Source organism: Sphingomonas sp. Leaf9 (assembly GCF_001421355.1).
Taxonomy (GTDB): Bacteria; Pseudomonadota; Alphaproteobacteria; order Sphingomonadales; family Sphingomonadaceae; genus Sphingomonas.
Genome location: NZ_LMKC01000003.1, coordinates 142680 through 160672, shown reverse-complemented (window position 1 = coordinate 160672; position 17993 = coordinate 142680). Strand labels below are relative to the sequence as shown.

The 17993-nt window shown below is 67.3% G+C and carries 14 protein-coding genes and 1 tRNA gene; 6 read left to right on the top strand and 9 right to left on the bottom strand.

What is annotated here, in order from left to right; genetic code table 11:
* Nucleotides 1-139 precede the first annotated feature (139 nt).
* The 6 genes from ASE58_RS08645 (at nt 140) to ASE58_RS08620 (ending at nt 6488) form a co-directional block, all read left to right on the top strand.
* Entirely contained in the window at nt 140-961 is an 822-nt protein-coding gene (locus tag ASE58_RS08645; RefSeq protein ID WP_235515905.1) for a GNAT family N-acetyltransferase, read from the top strand.
* A complete protein-coding gene (locus tag ASE58_RS08640) occupies nt 961-2421 on the top strand; it encodes an NAD-dependent succinate-semialdehyde dehydrogenase (protein WP_055820030.1) in 1461 nt (486 codons plus the stop codon). The genes ASE58_RS08645 and ASE58_RS08640 overlap by 1 nt, the downstream gene beginning before the upstream one ends.
* A 19-nt stretch (nt 2422-2440) precedes the next feature.
* Nucleotides 2441-3517 carry a tartrate dehydrogenase gene (locus ASE58_RS08635; RefSeq protein ID WP_055820028.1) on the top strand — a complete coding sequence of 359 codons (1077 nt, stop codon included), beginning with the start codon at nt 2441-2443 and terminating at the stop codon, nt 3515-3517.
* A 141-nt stretch (nt 3518-3658) separates the two neighbouring features.
* A complete protein-coding gene (locus ASE58_RS08630; RefSeq protein ID WP_055820024.1) occupies nt 3659-5038 on the top strand; it encodes an aminotransferase class III-fold pyridoxal phosphate-dependent enzyme in 1380 nt (459 codons plus the stop codon).
* Between the two features lie 26 nt (nt 5039-5064).
* A complete protein-coding gene (locus ASE58_RS08625) occupies nt 5065-5562 on the top strand; it encodes an Lrp/AsnC family transcriptional regulator (protein WP_055755842.1) in 498 nt (165 codons plus the stop codon).
* A complete protein-coding gene (locus ASE58_RS08620) occupies nt 5559-6488 on the top strand; it encodes a 2-hydroxyacid dehydrogenase (RefSeq protein WP_055820021.1) in 930 nt (309 codons plus the stop codon). The genes ASE58_RS08625 and ASE58_RS08620 overlap by 4 nt, the downstream gene beginning before the upstream one ends.
* A 50-nt stretch (nt 6489-6538) precedes the next feature.
* Here ASE58_RS08620 and ASE58_RS08615 read toward each other — a convergent pair whose 3' ends face one another.
* The 9 genes from ASE58_RS08615 to ASE58_RS08575 form a co-directional block, all read right to left on the bottom strand.
* Nucleotides 6539-7282: a DUF4198 domain-containing protein gene (locus ASE58_RS08615; RefSeq protein WP_055820017.1), complete on the bottom strand. Its 744-nt coding sequence runs from the start codon at nt 7280-7282 to the stop codon at nt 6539-6541.
* 53 nt (nt 7283-7335) lie between these two features.
* Nucleotides 7336-9585 carry a TonB-dependent siderophore receptor gene (locus ASE58_RS08610; RefSeq protein ID WP_055820014.1) on the bottom strand — a complete coding sequence of 750 codons (2250 nt, stop codon included), beginning with the start codon at nt 9583-9585 and terminating at the stop codon, nt 7336-7338.
* 249 nt (nt 9586-9834) lie between these two features.
* Nucleotides 9835-11613 (bottom strand): ABC transporter ATP-binding protein, encoded by a 1779-nt coding sequence (locus ASE58_RS08605; protein WP_055820010.1) that lies wholly within the window; start codon nt 11611-11613, stop codon nt 9835-9837.
* Entirely contained in the window at nt 11610-12437 is an 828-nt protein-coding gene (locus ASE58_RS08600) for an ABC transporter permease (protein ID WP_055820008.1), read from the bottom strand. The genes ASE58_RS08605 and ASE58_RS08600 overlap by 4 nt, the downstream gene beginning before the upstream one ends.
* On the bottom strand, nt 12434-13414 hold the full coding sequence (locus tag ASE58_RS08595; RefSeq protein WP_200909328.1) for an ABC transporter permease: 981 nt from the start codon (nt 13412-13414) through the stop codon (nt 12434-12436). Before ASE58_RS08595 ends, ASE58_RS08600 begins: the two co-directional genes overlap by 4 nt.
* Nucleotides 13411-14949, bottom strand: coding sequence for an ABC transporter substrate-binding protein (locus ASE58_RS08590; protein ID WP_055820002.1), 1539 nt, complete (start codon nt 14947-14949; stop codon nt 13411-13413). Before ASE58_RS08590 ends, ASE58_RS08595 begins: the two co-directional genes overlap by 4 nt.
* A gap of 161 nt (nt 14950-15110) precedes the next feature.
* Nucleotides 15111-16388: an NAD(P)/FAD-dependent oxidoreductase gene (locus ASE58_RS08585; RefSeq protein WP_055819998.1), complete on the bottom strand. Its 1278-nt coding sequence runs from the start codon at nt 16386-16388 to the stop codon at nt 15111-15113.
* 168 nt (nt 16389-16556) lie between these two features.
* Nucleotides 16557-16633: transfer RNA gene (locus tag ASE58_RS08580), tRNA-Asp, on the bottom strand.
* A 21-nt stretch (nt 16634-16654) separates the two neighbouring features.
* Complete coding sequence (locus ASE58_RS08575) at nt 16655-17920, bottom strand: AI-2E family transporter (RefSeq protein ID WP_055819995.1); 1266 nt, start codon at nt 17918-17920, stop codon at nt 16655-16657.
* Nucleotides 17921-17993 lie beyond the last annotated feature (73 nt).

The following is a 17993-nucleotide window of genomic DNA, read 5'->3' as shown; positions in this document are numbered from 1 at the left end:
TACATCGTGCCGCTGCCCCGCATCGGGCGGTAATCCTGCACCATGACGCCGGCGATGTGACAGCCGGCGCACCGATGCACAGGCTGGAAAGGATGGCATAGTGGCGACAGCGCCGGATATACGCCTCGATCTGCGACCGATGACGGCGGACGACCTGCCCGCCGCGCAGGCGCTGTCCAAGGGCGAACGCTGGCCGCACCGCGTCGAAGACTGGCAGATGATGCTGTCGGTCGGCGAAGGCGCGGTGGTCGAGGCGGAGGGCACGATCGTCGGCACGATCATGTGGTTCCCGACCGGTAACGACAGCGCGACGATCGGCATGGTCATCGTATCGCCCGACCATCGCGGTCGGGGGATCGGCCGGATGCTGATGGACCACGCGATCGAGGCGGTCGATTGCGGGCGGCTACTGCTGAACGGCACGGCGGTCGCGGTGCCGATGTATCGCACGCTGGGGTTCGAAGAGATCGGCCGCATCGCGCAGCATCAGGGCACGTCGTTCCAGATTCCGCTGGCGGCCCCGGCCCCCGGCGAACGGCTGCGCCCGATCGGCGACAGCGATTATGTCCGTATCCAGGCGATGGTCGAGGACGGCACCGGCCTGCCGCGCAAGGCGACGATGAATGCCGTGCTGGACGCCGCGCAGGTCGTGGTCCTCGACCGCGACGGCGATCTGGTGGGGGTCGCGTGTTTCCGGCGGTTCGGGCGGGGCTATTCGATCGGGCCGGTCATCGCGCCCTCGCTGCGGGAGGCGAAGTTGCTGATCTCGCACTGGCTGGGGTCGCGCGCGGGCGATTTCACGCGCATCGACGTGCTGGCCGATAGCGGCCTGTCGCCGTGGCTGGACGAACTCGGACTGTTGCAGGTCGACGGCGTGGTGACGATGCGGCGCGGTGATCCCCTGCCCCAGCCGGTCGGCGTCGCCCGGCCCTTCGCCATCCTTAGCCAGGCGCTCGGCTGATGGGCGCGATCACAGAATCGCCGCTGTTCGTCGATGCGATGCTGATCGACGGCGCATGGGTCGCCGCCGATAGCGGGGCGACGATCGAGGTCACCGATCCCGCCACCGGTGAGGTCATCGGCACCGTGCCCGATGCCGGCACCAGCGATACCGAGCGCGCCATCGCCGCCGCCGACCGCGCATTGCCGGCGTGGAAGGCCAGGACGGCGGGCGAGCGGGCGGAAATCCTTGAACGCTGGAACGCGCTGATCCTTGCGAATATCGACGATCTGGCGCGGATCATGACGACCGAGCAGGGCAAGCCGCTCAGCGAAGCCGCCGGCGAGATCAAATATGCCGCGAGCTTCGTGAAATGGTTCGCGGAGGAAGGTCGCCGGGTACGCGGCCACGACATTCCGTCGCCGTCGCCCGATCGCCGCATCCTGGCTCTCCGCGAACCGGTCGGCGTGTGCGCGGCGATCACGCCGTGGAACTTCCCGGCGGCGATGATTACCCGCAAATGCGCGCCCGCGCTGGCGGCGGGATGCACCGTGGTGGTGAAGCCATCCGACCTGACCCCCTATACCGCGCTGGCGCTGTGCAAGCTGGCGGTCGATGCGGGTATCCCGGCGGGCGTCATCAACATCGTGACCGGCATGCCGCAGGCGATCGGCGCGGCGCTGACCGCCAGCCCGGTCGTGCGCAAGCTGTCCTTTACCGGATCGACGCGGGTCGGTTCGCTGCTGATGCAGCAATCGGCCGATACGCTGAAGCGACTGAGCCTCGAACTGGGTGGCAACGCGCCGTTCATCGTGTTCGACGATGCCGATCTCGACTTGGCGGTGGCGGGTGCGATCGCCAGCAAGTTCCGCAATGCCGGACAGACCTGCGTCTGCGCCAACCGCATCTTCGTGCAGGACGGCATCCATGATGCGTTCGTCGCGAAGCTGGGCGATGCGGTGCGGGCAATGAAGGTCGGCGACGGGCGCGATGCGACGACGACGATCGGCCCGCTGATCAACGCGGCAGCGACCGAGAAGGTCGCGGCGCACCTCGACGATGCGCTCTCGCTGGGCGCAGTCACCGCGGCGCAGGGGCAGGCGTTCGGCGACCCGACGCGCTTCGCCACCCCCGTCCTGCTGACCGGGGCGCAGGCGACCATGCGGCTGGCGACCGAAGAGACGTTCGGCCCCCTCGCCCCGGTCTTCCGCTTCACCCATGAGGCGGAGGCGATCGAACAGGCCAATGCCACGCCGTTCGGCCTGGCGAGCTATTTCTACACCGACGACCTGCACCGTGCGTGGCGCGTGGCGGAGGCGCTGGAATTCGGCATGGTCGGACTGAACACCGGCCTGCTCGCCATGGAGATGGCACCGTTCGGCGGGGTGAAGGCGTCGGGCCTCGGCCGTGAAGGCGGCGTCGAGGGGATCGACGAATATCTGGAAACCAAGGCGTTCCATTGGGGCGGCCTGAAGCTGTAGCGAAGGACGGAAGAGACAGATGAACGGTTCGCGCAGCTACCGCGTGGCGGTGATCCCCGGTGACGGGATCGGCAAGGAAGTGGTCCCGGCGGGCGTCCGTGCGCTGGAGGCCGCCGCCGCACGCCACGGCTTTTCCGTGGAGCAGCAATGGCATGATTTCGCCAGCTGCGATTATTATGCCCGGCACGGCACGATGATGCCCGACGACTGGAAGGAACGGATCGGCGCGGTCGATGCGATCTTCTTCGGCGCGGTCGGGTGGCCCGACACGGTGCCCGACCATGTGTCGCTCTGGGGATCGCTGATCCAGTTCAGGCGGGAATACGACCAGTACGTCAACCTGCGCCCGGCGCGGTTGATGCCGGGCGTCCCCTGTCCGCTGGCGGGCCGTGGTCCGGGCGACATCGACATGATGATCGTGCGGGAAAATACCGAGGGTGAATATTCGGCGGTCGGCGGCATCAGCTTTCCCGGCACGGCGCGCGAGATCGTGCATCAGGAAACGGTGATGACGCGCTACGGCGTCGACCGCATCCTGCGCTATGCCTATGAACTCGCGCAATCGCGGCCGAAGAAGCACCTGACCTCGGCCACCAAGTCGAACGGGATCGCCATCACCATGCCGTGGTGGGACGGCCGGGTCGAGGAGATGGCAAAGGCCTATCCCGACATCCGCACCGACAAATATCATATCGATATCCTGGCGGCGCAGTTCGTGATGAACCCCGACCGCTTCGACGTGGTGGTCGCGTCCAACCTGTTCGGCGACATCCTGTCCGACCTGGGCCCGGCCTGTACCGGCACGATCGGCGTCGCGCCGTGCGGTAACATCAACCCCGACCGATCGGTGCCCTCCACCTTCGAACCGGTCCATGGTTCGGCCCCCGATATCGCCGGGCAGGGCGTGGCGAACCCGGTCGGGCAGATCTGGACCGCCGCGATGATGCTCGACCATTTCGGCGAACATGACGCCGCCGCGACCATCGTCGCCGCGATCGAGCGGGTGCTTTCCAGCCCGGCAGGCCGCACCCGCGACCTCGGCGGACGCGCCTCGACCGAGGAATGTGCCAAGGCGATCGCCGCCGAAATCGGCTGATCCGAACCACGGCAGGAAATGCCGCGCCGCCGGTCAATTCGGCAGCGCGGCGTTTCCCCCGACGGGATTTCGACAACCGCCAAGCCGGTGCGCAGCCTAGCTTTCCAGCGTCCCGACTGGAACGCCCGAAAGGCTGAGCGCATGAAGAACGAACTGCTGATCGCGATGGACCGCGACCATCTGGTCCATCCGGTAACCGCGTGGCGCGCGCATGAAGCGAAGGGCGCGACCGTGCTGGAAAGCGGCAACGGGCTGTTCCTGACCGATCGCGACGGACGACAGCTGCTCGACGCCTTTGCCGGGCTGTGGTGCGTCAACATCGGCTATGGGCAGGAGAGCGTGGTCGAGGCCGCCGCCGCCCAGATGCGCCAGCTCCCCTACGCCACCGGCTATTTCGGCTATACCAGCGAACCGACCATCCGCCTGGCCGATCAGCTCGCCGGCCTGTCGCCCGAGGGGCTGAGCCGCGTGTTCTTCACGCTCGGCGGATCGGACGCGGTGGATTCGGCGATCCGCTTCATCACCCATTACTGGAATGCGCGCGGCGAGCCGACGCGCAAGCACATGATCGCGCTGGACAAGGGCTATCACGGGTCGTCGTCGACCTCCGCCGGCCTGACCGGCCTGCCCGCCTTCCACCGCCAGTTCGACCTGCCGCTCCGGTGGCAGCATCATATTCCGGCGCCCTATGCCTATCGCGATCCGGAAGGGCGCACCGGCGATGCGCTGGTCGCCGCGTCGGTCGCGCAACTGCGCGCGAAGGTCGAGGAACTGGGCGTCGAGAATGTCGCCGCGTTCTTCGCCGAACCGGTGCAGGGATCGGGCGGGGTCATCGTGCCGCCGGTCGGCTGGCTGAAGGCGATGGAGCGGACCTGCCGCGACCTCGGCATCCTGTTCGTCGTCGATGAGGTCATCACCGGGTTCGGGCGCACCGGCCCGCTGTTCGCCTGCGAGCATGAAGGCGTAACTCCCGACCTGATGAGCGTCGCGAAGGGGCTGACCGCCGGCTATGCGCCGATGGGGGCGCTGTTGATGGCGGAACATGTCCATGCGGTCATCGCCGATGGCCCGGACAACCATCTGCCGATCGGCCACGGCCTGACCTATTCCGGCCATCCGGTCAGCGCGGCGGTCGCGCTGGAGGTGCTGCGGCTGTATCTCGACGGCGGCATCCTTGCCAACGGACAGGCGCAGGGGCCAAAGCTCGCCGCACGGCTGGACGGGCTGACCGAACATCCGCTGGTCGGCGAGGTGCGGTACAAGGGGATGCTGGCCGCGATCGAGCTGGTGGCGGACAAGGGGACGAAGGCGCGGTTCGATCCGGCGCTGGGCCTTGCCGACCGGTTGAGCACGGCGGGCTATGCGCGCGGCATCATCTTCCGCGCGTTCGCCGATGGCACCATCGGCCTCGCCCCCGCGCTGACCGCGAACGACGACGAAGTGCACGCGATCGTGGACCGGCTGACCGCCGCGCTGGACGATGTGCTTGACCAGCCGGAGATCCGTGCGGCACTGCGATAGGCCGGGGAATAGATGGGGATGGATCGATGAGCCTTGGACCGAAGCTCGACCGGCTGGACTTCAAGATCCTGGCCCGGCTCCAGGAAAATGGCCGGATGACCAATGTCGATCTGGCCGATGCCGTCGGCCTGTCGCCCAGCCCGTGCCTGTCGCGGGTCAAGCGCCTGGAAAAGCACGGCTATATCTCGGGCTATGGCGCGACGATCAACCTTGCGAAGCTCGGCAGCACGCTGACGGTATTTACCGAAGTGACGCTCAGCGACCATCGCACCGGCGATTTCAGCCGGTTCGAACAGCGCGCGCGCACCGTGCCGGAAATCGTCGAGGCGCATCTGGTGTCGGGCGGCTATGATTACATGCTGAAATTCGTGACCCGCAGCGTCGCCCATTATCAGGAAGTCATCGAAAGCATGCTGGAGCGTGACTTCGGCATCGAGAAATATTTCAGCTATATCGTCATCAAATCGGCGGTCATCCGGCGCAATCCGCCGATCGACCTGCTGTTCGACGGGCGCGGCGAATGACCACGCTGCTCTACACCGCCGCCCCGGCGCGCGGACAGGTCTGGGCCGGGATGATCGGCCAGGCGATCCCCGAACTGGAGGTCCGGCTGTCGCCCGACCAGGGGGATCCGGCCGACGTGCGCTATCTGGCGGCATGGACGCTGCCGGCGGGATTGGTCGAGACGCTGCCCAATCTGGAGGTGCTGTTCTCGATCGGGGCAGGCGTCGATCAGCTCGACCTGTCGCAGGTGCCGCCGCACGTCACCGTGGTCCGGCTGGTCGAACCCAATCTTGCCGCCGCGATGGCCGAATATGTGGTGATGACGGTGCTGGCGCTGCACCGCGACCTCTATGCCTATGCCGACCAGCAGCGCGAGCGGGTGTGGCGTGCCCTGCCGCAGGTGCCGGCGGGCGAGCGGCGGGTCGGGATCGCCGGGCTAGGTCAGATGGGATCGGCCGCGCTCGACGCGCTGCGCCCGTTCGGGTTCCAGCTGTCGGGGTGGAGCCGGTCGCCGCGCGACGTGCCAGGTGTCACCTGTTTCCATGGCGACGACGGCTTGCGGGAATTTGCGGCGCAGGCCGACATCCTCGTCAACCTCCTGCCGCTGACGCCCGAGACACGCGGCATCCTGGGCCAGCCGCTGTTCGCGCACATGCCCGACGGCGCGGCGATCGTCAGCGCAGGGCGCGGCGGGCATCTCGACCCGGCGGCGCTGGTCGCGGCGCTGGACAGCGGGCGGCTGTCGCAGGCGATCCTCGACGTGACGCCCATCGAACCGCTCCCGACGGACGATCCGCTCTGGTCGCATCCGCGCGTCGTGCTGACGCCGCATGTCGCCGCCGCGACCGATACCGAAGGATCGGGCAAGGCGCTGATCGCAAATCTCAAGCGGCATCTGGCGGGTGACCCGATGGTCGGCGTGGTGGCCCGCAACCGGGGGTATTGACGCCACCCGCATCCCCCGCCGGTCGCGGGGGATGCAGGTTCGAACAGCCCCTATTCCTCCGGCGCGTGCGGCAGGGTGAAGGCCAGCGTCGCGGTGTGTTCGTAGCGGTCGAACTTCGCAGGCTGGTCGCTCGGCTGGATCAGCACCGCGCGGATGACGTTCAGCCCCTGATTGCGCACCGGCAGCGTGACCGTCCCGTCCGCCTTGGTGACCCGCGGCTTCGCATCGGGATCGTTCACCATATCGTTGACGACCTCCGCCCCCGCGACCGGCTTGCCGCGAAAGGTGATGCGATAGGTCAGCGGCTGGCCGAGCGTCGCCGGGATCGCACCGACCGGCACAATCTGCAGCAGCTGCGCCGGGATCAGCGGCACCTGCCGCACGCCGGGGCCCTGGATCGTCACGGCATATTTGATCGTCGTCTCGGCGAACTTCGCGCCGGGCACCTCGTCCTTGCCCTTCTTCACGAACTCGCCATCGGGCAGCTTGGACCAGGTACCGTTGGGCAGCACCGCGCTGACCAGTGCCGGCTTCGCATCGGTGTCGACCACGACGACCGGGCCATCGGTGCGCAGCCGCGCGGTGACGGGCTTCAGCGCGGCATCCCATGCCTGAAGGCTTTCCAGCATCGGCTGGCGCTTCACCGCCTCCAGATCGTCGGCGCCGACGCCATAGATGATCGCAAGCTGCTTGGCGCGCTGCGCGAACCAGATGCCGTGCGCATCGGCGAGCGTCGGCGCCAGCACCGCACCGCCCAGCACCAGCGCGGCCATCGTCGAACGAAGCCTGCTCATATCGTCTCTCCTGCAAAAGAAAACGGGCGGCCGATGGGCCGCCCGCGGGGGGTTCAGAACCGGAAGGTGCCGCGCACCGACCAGCTGCGCGGTGCGCCGGGGAAGGTCCACAGCTGCGCATAGGAGCTGGGGAAATAGGTTTCGTTGAACAGGTTGCTGACCTCTGCCGATAGCGAGAGGTTTGCCGCCAGGTCGACCGATCCGAACAGCCGAACCAGCGCATAGTCGGGCAGCATATAGGTCGTGCCGGTTTCCCCCAGCCGCTTGTCGACGAACTTGATGTCGCCACCCAGCGTCAGCACCTTTTCGCCAAAGGTGAAGTCCTGCGCCGCCAATACCGAGATGCTGTTGCGCGGAATGTTGATGAGCAGATCGCCCGCACGGATGCTGCGCCCGAAATCGGGGTCCAAAGCGTCCTCGGCAATCTCCGCATCGACATAGGCATAGGACACGGTAACGCGCGGGCCTCGCGGGATGCGGGCGTTCAGGTCGATTTCGAACCCCTTGCTCTTCGCCTTGCCGACGTCGAGCGAGAAGCCGGCATTGACCGGATCGACCGTCAGCACGTTCGTCTTGTCCATCCGGAAAAAGGCGACCGTGCCCGACAGCGTATTGTCGATCACGTCGAACTTCATGCCCGCTTCGTACGACGTCGTGGCTTCCGGGCGAAAGGCTTCGTTGCGGACGTTGACGCCGGTGTTGGCGCGGAAGCCCTGCGCATAGCTGCCGTAGAGCGTCAGGTTCTCGGTCGCCTTGACGCTGACCCCGGCCGACGGGCTGAACTTGGTGAACTCCTGCTGCGTCTGGACGCCGTTCAGCCGGTTGTCGACGGTCTGGCGATAATCGTCATACCGGATGCCGCCCTGCAGCGAGAGCCAGTCGGTCAGCTCGATCCGGTCGCGCAGATAGACGCCCGCCGCCTTGGCGACTTCGGTACGGCTCTGGAATGCAACGGGACGCACCTGCGCCAGTTCCTGCGCCGTGAAATAGATCGGGTTGGTCAGGCTGATGGCGTTGGTCGCGATCAGTGTGGCGCGCGACGGATTGCCCGAGGCGAATTCCGCGCGCTGCGCGGCCGTCAGATTGCCGGGGCGGAAGCGATCGGTTACGATATCGAGCTTGAACCATTCATAGTCCGCGCCGACCAGCAGATTATGCTTGATCCCGCCGGTCATCAGGCTGCCCGACAGTTCGACGCGCGGAATGAAATCCTTGCCCACGAAATCTCGATAGATGCGCCGCCGCGAAGTGAAGGCCCCGGCGATCGCGCCGTTGACGAACAGCGGGTTGCGCCCGGCACCGAATTCGGGGTCCTCGCCGTAACCGGTCAGTTCTGTATAGCGATAGGCGACACCCAGCAGCGCACGCCAATTCTCGCCCAGCTTGTACTGCACCTGCAGCTGCGGGCCAAGGTTCAGGGCCCGGTTCGGCCCATCGGCGGGTTCGCCCAGGAAACGCGAGCGCGGCAGTGCCCTCGGATTGCCGCCCAGCGCGATCACGCCGCGGTCGAACGGCACCTTCTGCCGGCTATATTCGAATTCCAGGTTCGCGGTCAGGTCGCCGGTCTGGAGCAGCAGGCTGGGCGTGATCGCGTGCTTCGACGTCTCGATCGTGTCGCGGTAGCTGTTGCCCTGTTCATAGGCACCGGTCACCCGCAGCGCGAGGATGCTGTTGACCGGCAGGTTATAGTCGAGCTCGCCGCGATAGGTCTCGAACCGCCCGACGCTGCCCATGACATAGCCGCCCGCCTGGTCCAGCGTCGGCTTCTTGGTCACGATATTCACCGTGCCGCCCGGCTCCCCCCGGCCGAACAGCGCGGAGGTTGGGCCACGCAGGATTTCGATCGCCTGCACGCTGGACGTGTCGCGCGGGCCGCCATAGCCGCGCGCGCCGCTGAACCCGTTGACGAGGAAGCCCGAGGGGGTGTTGGGATCACCGACGAACCCGCGAATGGCGAAGGAGTCGAACAGGCCGCCGAACGCGTTCTGCCGCGCGACGCTGGCCGACAGGTCGAGCGCGGCGTCGAGCCGGGTGATGTTGAGCTGTTGCAGCGTATCGACTGACAGGACCTGCGTCGCCTGCGGCAACTGCTTCAGCGTCGTATTGCCACGGAATGCCTGCAACGTCCCGGTTACCAGGATTTCGGAGCCGGTGTCGTCCTGCGTCGCGGCATCGCCCGGCGTTTCGGTCGGCGCAACCACGACGGGCGGCGTGTCGGTCGGTTCGTTGGCATAGGCAGGTGCCGCGCCGGCAAGCCACGCCGCGCCAGCGAGCATCAGGTATCGGGTCGAACGCTTCGCCATGGAAAGATCCCCTTCAAAGTTGCCGCGTCGGTTGGCCCCTGCAGTTACCGGACACGTCTTTCGCGTGTCTCCGTGCGCCTCCGCTATGATCGATTATGAGAATCGAACCGTGGCATTTGCATCCGTGTGCGCGGAAGCGATCGTTGGTTTATGTCGAATCAGTGACGATCAGCGCACGATCTGCTTACCGTGCCGGACGGCCTTGGGAACCAAATTGCCGCATCGGCGTATTCGCCGGTTACGCTGGCGTCAGCGGACCAGTTCGTCCTCGCCGCGATGGCACAATATGCGGTTGCCGTTGGACAGGGTGCGCAGCGGCGGCAGCTCGCGATCGCACCGGCCGGCAATCGCCACCGGACAGCGTGGCAGGAACCGGCAGAGCGCGGGGCTTTCCGAAAGCTGCGCAAACGGCGGCGCCTGCCGCGGCGCATCGTCCGCCAGCCAGTCGGCGCGCATTTCGGGCACGGACGCGATCAGCAGGTCGGTATAGGGATGATAGGGCCGCGTCGCATAGCTGGCCGACGTGCCGCTCTCCACCCGCGTGCCCTTGTACAGCACGACGATATCGTCGCACAGCGCCTGTACCGTCGCGATGTCGTGGCTGATGAAGAGATAGGCGAGGCCCAGTTCGCGACGCAGCTCGGCCAGCAGGTCGAGGATCGCGCCGCGCACCACCGTGTCGAGCGCCGAGGTCACTTCGTCGCACAGGATCACGTCGGGATCGGCGGCGAGCGCGCGGGCGAGATTGACGCGCTGCTTCTGCCCGCCCGACAGTTCGTCGCAGCGCCGGTCGATCGCAGCGGCGGGCAGCTTGGTAAGGTCCAGCAACCGCTGCACCCGCTTGCGCGCGTCCGCACCGCTGGCGCCGTGATAGAAGCGGATCACGCGGCCGAGGATATCGCCGACACTGTGCGCGGGGTTGAGCGCGGTGTCGGCGTTCTGGAACACGATCTGGATGCGGCGCAGTTCGTCGCGACTGCGCTGCGCCAGATCGGGGGCGAGCGGCGTGCCGCCCAGCACGATCCGCCCGGCGCTGGGCGACAGCAGGCCGGCGACGACCCGGGCGACGGTCGACTTGCCCGACCCCGATTCGCCGATCACCCCCACTGCCCCGCCGCGCGGGATGGCGATCGACACGTCGGACAGCACCGGATTGGCCGCGCCATAGCCGGCCGACACCCCTTCGATCGACAGCAGCGGCTGCAGATCGGGGGCCGGGACCGCGCGCGCACCGGCGATCACCGGATGGGCGGCGGCCATCAGCATCCGCGTATAGTCGTCCGCCGGCGCAGCAAGCAGCGGTGCTGCGCGATTCTGTTCGCGCACCCGCCCGCCGTTCAGCACCAGAATATGGTCGGCCATCTGCGCCACGACCGCCAGATCGTGCGAGACATAGATGCCGGTCGCGCGCTCCTGCCGGAACACGCGGCGGAATGCCTGCAACACCTCCACCTGTGTCGTCACGTCGAGCGCGGTGGTCGGTTCGTCGAAGATCACCAGGTCGGGCTTGGTGATCAGCGCCATCGCCGCCATCAGCCGCTGCAACTGCCCGCCCGACAATTCATGCGGGTAGCGTTCGCCGATCGTCTCCGGCGTGGGCAGCGCCAGCGCACGGAACAGCATGATCGCCCGCTCCCGCGCCCCCGCGCGGTCGGCGGTGCCGTGAATCAGCGCGGGTTCGATCACTTGGTCGATGATCCGGCGCGACGGATTGAACGCCGCCGCCGCGCTTTGCGCGACATAGGTGATGCGGTGGCCGCGCTGTGCCGACAGCGCCGCTGCCCCGCTGCTATCTAGGCTGGCATCGCCGACCCGGATCGTCCCGCCCAGCACCGCGCCACCACGGGCATAGCCCATCAGCGACAGCGCGATGGTGGTCTTGCCCGACCCCGATTCGCCGATCAGCGCCAGCACCTCGCCCCGTGGCACCGCGAACGATACGTCGTCGACGATCCGCAACAGCGACCCGTCGGCACGGCGCACCGTGACGGTCAGGCCCGATACGTCGACATGCGGGACGTCGTTCATTTGCCCCGCCCCCGCGTTGCCGCGTCGATCAACAGGTTGACGCTCACCGTCAGGCTGGCGATCGCCACCGACGGCACGACGATCGCCAGCGCGCCCTCGCCCAGCCCGGTCACATTCTCGCGGACCAATGACCCCAGATCGGCGTCGGGCGGCTGGAGGCCAAGGCCGAGGAAGCTGAGACCGGACAACAGCAGCACGATGAAGACGAAACGCAGGCCGATATCCGCCAGCAGCGGGCGGACCATGTTCGGAAAGACCTCGGTCAGCGCCAGGTGCAACCGCCCTTCACCACGCGCCCGCGCGACCTCGACATAATCCAGCCGGGCGAGGTTTACCGCCAGCGCACGGGCGATGCGGAAATTGCCGGGGATGTAGGTGAAGGCGACGATCAGCGTCAGCAGCACCAGCGACGATCCGAACACCGCGACCAGCACCAGCGCGAGGATCTTCGACGGGATCGAGATCAGCGTGTCCATGGTACGCGCCAGCAGTTCATCAACCCAGCGCGGCGCGACCGCGGCGGTCAGCGCCAGGCCGGTGCCGATGGTGCAGGCGATCGCCGCCGCCGCCGCCGCCAGCAACACGGTGAAGCGCGCCCCGTCCAGCAACCGGCTGAGCACGTCACGCCCCAGATAGTCGGTGCCGAGCCAGAAGTCGCGGCTGGCCCCGGCAAAGACCTCCTGCGCGACGAACGCACCCTTGGGATAGGGGGCGATCCACGGGCCGACCAGCGCGATCACGATCCAGAACAGCACGACGGCCAGCCCGACCCGTCCGGTCGCCGACAGCGCGCGCACCCGGCGCCACAGTCCCCCGCCGCTCATCCGTGGCGCAATCGCGGGTTGGCGAGGATCGCGACCACATCGGCGACCAGCATCAGCAGCAGATAGGTGGTGCAGAAGATCATCGCGCACGCCTGCAACAGCGGCATGTCGCGCGAGGTGACGGCATTGACCATCAGGCTGGCAAGTCCCGGATAGTTGAAGATGGTTTCGACGATGATCGCGCCGCCCAGCAGGTAGGACAGGCTAAGCGCCATCGCGTTGACGATCGGCCCGATCGCATTGGGCAGGACATGGACGAAGATCAGCCGGAGCGGCCCCACCCCCTTCAGCCGCGCCATTTCGACATAGGGCCGGTCGAGTTCAGCGATCACCGCCGCGCGGATCATCCGCGCCATCTGCGCGATGACGACCACCGCCAGCGACAGGACGGGCAGCGCATAGCTGCGCAGGAATTCGCCCCACCCCTGATCGGCGCGGACCAACGTGATCGACGGCAGCCAGCGCAGTTCGACCGCAAAGATCAGCACCGCAATGGTCGCGACCAGGAATTCGGGCAGCGCGACCATCGCCAGCGTGACGAAGTTCAGCGCGGTATCGAGCCGCCGCCCGCGCGCCACCGCACTCGCCATGCCAATGGCAAAGGCGACCGGCACCGCCAGCAGCGCGGTCAGCCACGCGAGCGTAAGAGTGTTGGGCAACCGTTCGGCGATGATGGCGCCAACCGGCTGGTGCGCCACCAGCGACTGGCCCGGATCACCGACCAGCAGACCGCCGAGCCACTGGGCGTAGCGCACCGGCGCCGGTCGATCGAGGCCCATCTCGCTGCGCAGCGCATCGACCTGCGCCTGGGTCGCACCCTGCCCCAGCGCCTCCTGCGCGGCGTCGCCGGGCAGCATGGCGCTGAGCGTAAAGATCACGACCGACACCAGCAGCAAGGTGACGAGCGCCATGCCGCTCCGCTTCGCGATCAGGCGCAGCGGCACGGCCCAGCCCGACCGGGTGGCAGCGGCGCTCATGCGTCCCACCACACATATTCGGCAAAGGTATAGCCCATCAGGCCGCCGAGCGGGATCGGTCGCATCCCCTTCAACCGGCGGTCGATCCCGTCGAGCACGCTCATGAACACGGGGATGACGACGCTGCCGTGACGGTTGATCAGATATTGCATGTCGCCATACAGCATCTTGCGCCGCGCCGGATCGGTCGTCGCCCGTGCCTCGGCCAGCAGCCGGTCGAACGGCGCACTCTTCCAGCCCGCTTCGTTCCAGGGCGAACTGGAGGAAAATGCCTGGGAAAAGGTCAGGTCGGCGGTGGGGCGCGGGTTGATGTTGCCGAAGGTCAGCGGGTGCTTCATCCAGTGCGTCGACCAGTATCCGTCGCTCGGCACGCGGTTGATCGCCAGGTTCAGCCCGACCTGCGCGGCATGTTCCTGCAGGATCGATCCCATGTCGACCGACTGGTTGGCGGCGGGCGAGACATAGACCGGCATCCGCGCGCCGATCAGCCCGGCGCGACGCAGGTGGAAGCGCGCGCGTTCGGGGTCGAACGGCCGCTGCGGCACGTTCGGATTGTACATCGGGTGGAAGGGCGGCAGCGGCTGGTCGTTGGCGATCGTGGCGAACCCGCGGAACAATGCGCGCTTGATGAGTTCGCGATCGAACAGATATTTCATCGCGAGGACGAAATCGGCCCCGGCGGTGACCGGATTGTCGCGCCGCATCACCAGGTCGGTGTACAGGCCCGACGGGGTTTCGACGACATCATGCCCACCCGACGCACGCACCCGCTTGACCGATCCGGGGCTGACCCCGATCACCGCATGCACATCGCCCGACAACAGCGCGTTGACCCGCGAAATTTCATCGGGGATCGCGATCAGTTCGATCCGGTCGAGATAGGGCCGCCCCGGCTTCCAGTAATTCTGGTTGCGCTGCACGATGGTGCGGATGCCCGGCTGGAACGCCGACAGCGTATAGGGGCCGGTGCCGTTGGCGGTCGCGAAGCTGCGCGCATCGGCATCGACGATCAGGAAATGCGACTGCGCCAGGATCGCGGGCAATTCCGGATTGGGGCCAGTCAGCCGCACATGCACGTCCAGCGGCCCGGCGGCGCGCGCGCCCTCGATCTGTTCGGCGATGGTCGCGACCTTCGATCCGATCGCCGGGTCCTTGTGCCGCAGCAGCGAATGCACCACGTCGCGCGCGGTAAGCGTCTTGCCATTGTGAAAGGTGACGCCGCGCCGCAGCCGGATATGCCAGTCGATATTGTCGCGCGTCTCGATCCGTTCGGCCAGCGCCATCCGCGCGCGCAGCTTTCCGTCGAACTGGGTCAGCCCGCTATAGAGCATATAGTGCCGGACATAATCGGTCGACAGGCCGCCCTTGGCCGGGTCGAGCGTATCGGCGGTCGAACTGGCGACGCTGGCGACGCGGATCGATCCGCCGCGTCGGGGTGTGGCCGGGACCGCCGCGTCGAGACCGGCTGGCAGCAGCCCGGCGGCCATCCCGCCCAGCAGCGCGCGTCGCGACAGGTCGAACGTCGCGTCGCTCATCGCGCCTGCCCTCCCGATCCTGTGCCGCATCGCGCCATGCCGATCCCCTGTCCTGACGATCCCAGAATAGGCGAAGCGCGGTTCAGCCCATGCCGAATTTGCCGTGCCGACGCACTTCGCAGCGATACCGCACGGTATCGCCCGGCACAAAATGCCGCGCTTCAGCCGCGCATATCCTTCCACTTGTAGTAGGCCCCGACCAGCGGAAGGAACCATGGCTTGCCGTAATGGCCGGGGATCGCCGGCCATGGCAGGTCGGCGAGCGGGTTCGTATCCGCCTCCCCCAGCAGCGCGCGCGCCATCCGCTCACCCATCGCCACCGACATCTGCGTACCATGCCCGCTATAGCCGGTCGCGTAATGGATGCCGTCGCGCACCCCGGCGCGCGGCAGCCGGTCGGCGGTCACGTCGACGATTCCGCCCCAGGTATAGGCGACGGGCACGTCCTTCGCCGCCGGCAGCAGCCGGGCGAGCGCCTCGACCAGCACCGCGCCGCTCTTCGCATCGCTGCTGGGCGACGACAGCGCAAAGCGGGCGCGGCCGCCAAAGATCAGGCGATTATCGGCGGTCAGGCGGAAATAATTGCCGATGTTGCGCATCGTCGTGACGTTGCGGCGCCCCGGCATGACCCGCCGCACCAGATCGGGGTCCATCGGTTCGGTCGCGACGATGAAGCTGCCGATCGGCACGATCCGCCGCCGCAACCACGCGAAGGGACCCGCCATCGACGCGCCGGTCGCAAGCAGCACATGCTCCGCCTCGATCGTGCCGAGCGGGGTCGTCACCCGCTTCCCCCCGCCCTTGCCCGGCGTGATCGCGGTCACCCGCGCGCCCTCGACGATCCGCGCCCCGTGCCGCGCCGCCGCTTCGGCCAGCCCGACGACGAAACGCCCGACATGGAGCGAGGCGCTGCGCGGAAAGATCAGCCCGCCATAGGCGTCGGGCGACTCGATTTCCGCCGCCAGTGCGTCGCCCGTGACATGGGCGATATCGGGTTCGACCGTCCTGGCGAGATACTCGGCGAGCGGTGCCAGCTTGGCGGCATGCTCGGGCTTGTCGGCCAGCTTCAGCTTGCCGTTGCGGACGAAGTCGCAATCGATGCCCTCTTCGGCGACGATCGCCTCGACCCGATCGACCCCTTCGTCGAACACGCGATAGAGCCCCACCGCCGCGTCATGGCCGATCCGTTCGGACAGCGCGCGCAGGTCGCCGGCCAGGCCGTTGTTGCACTGTCCGCCATTGCGGCCCGATGCCTCCCCGCCGATCCGCCCGCCTTCCAGCACGACGACATCGACACCCTGCATCGCCAGCTTGCGCGCGGCGGCAAGGCCGGTCAGGCCGCCGCCGATCACGACGACCGATGCGCGCGTTGGGAACGGCGCGTCGCCTGCCCCGGAAAAACGCGGGCTGGTTTCCAGCCAATAGGATGCGAGTTTCATAATCCTGCCTTCACGACCGCTGATTCCGCCCTGCCTAGCATGGGCCGAACGGCAGCATGTGGCGGAACGTCGCGCACGCAGCATCGCAACCGCAAGCGACCGAAGATCGTGCAGCAGGATATGCTGTTGTTCTGGAAGGGCGCTGTGGCGGCATCCAATGATGCGCCATGGCGCGAGTGACGGGGCTCGAACCCGCGACCTCCGGCGTGACAGGCCGGCGCTCTAACCAACTGAGCTACACCCGCTCTCTAGCGAGGAGGCGGCCTTTACGGAGCCGCGCCGGGGCTGTCAACGCCGCTGTTCGCATTTCCTGCATTTCGTTGCGCTGGCGGCACGTCCTGCACCAGCGTGCCGTGTTCGAACAGGAAGCCGGCGATGTCGGGCTTGCCCGCACCCTTCAGCACCGTCTGGATGATGATGAGCAGCGGCACGGCCAGCAGCGCACCGGGCGTGCCCCAGACCCAGCCCCAGAAGCTGAGCGTGATCAGGATCATCAGCGGATTGATGGTCAGGCGGTGCCCGACGACCAGCGGCGTGATGACGTTCGCCTCCACCAGATGCGCGCCGATCATGATCGCGGCGGGCAGCAGTGCCCACCAGATATCGGTAAAGGTCATCAGCCCGCCGAGCGCCAGCAGCAGCGCGGCAAAGATCGGGCCGAGATAGGGAACATAGTTCAGCAGCGCGACGATCCCGCCCCACATCAACGGCGTCGGCATCCCGATATACCACAGGGCGCCTGCGACGATGACGCCCAGCATCAGGTTGATGAGCGTGATGGTGCCGAGATAGGCAGAGGTGTCGTCGACGACGTTCTGGATCACCCGCGCGGTCGCCATCGCCCCGCCGAAGCTGCTCCGCCCGGTAATCGCCGCGCGCCGCAAATTGGTCCAGCCGGCGAGGAAAAAATAGATCACGAGGATCGCGAAGAACATCTCCAGCAACGCCGACGGTGCGGAGGTCGTCACCAGATCGAGCAGCGACTGCGGTGGCGCGACGCTACTGGCAGTCTGCTTGGCGGGCGCGGTCGCGACATTGGCGATAAGGCCGTTCACGAACTTTTCGAGGCTGGCGTAGAAATCGATCAGCGGCGCGACATTGTGCTGCACCCGGTCGATCCGGTCGGGCAAAATCTGCGCCCAGCCCCATGCCGGCACGACGATCGATGCCAGCGCGCCGTTGGCGACGATCAGGAACAGCATCACGCAGAAAAATGCGGCGAGCGGTGCGGGCAAACGGTTGCGCTCCTGCCATTCGAGCAGCGGGACCAGCGCGATGGCGATCACGATCGCGGCGGTCAGCGGCAGGAAGAAGCGTGCTCCCGCCTGCAATGCGAACGGCATCGCCAGCACCAGCCCGACGCCTGCGATCAGCGTCAGCGCCGCCAGCAATCGGTCGCGGCGCAGTTCCTCGGTCGGGGCGTCGATGACCGCATCGACCGGATCGGCCGGCGGCGTTGCGGCGGTGCCCGACGCTCCCACGCGGTCGACCGGCGGAGGGGACGCGATGGATTCGGATGCGGGATCTGCCATGAACTCTTTCTAATCGTTCCCGGCGACACGCGCCATCGGCGGCGTAACGCACCGCGCCGGGATTTGCGCCATT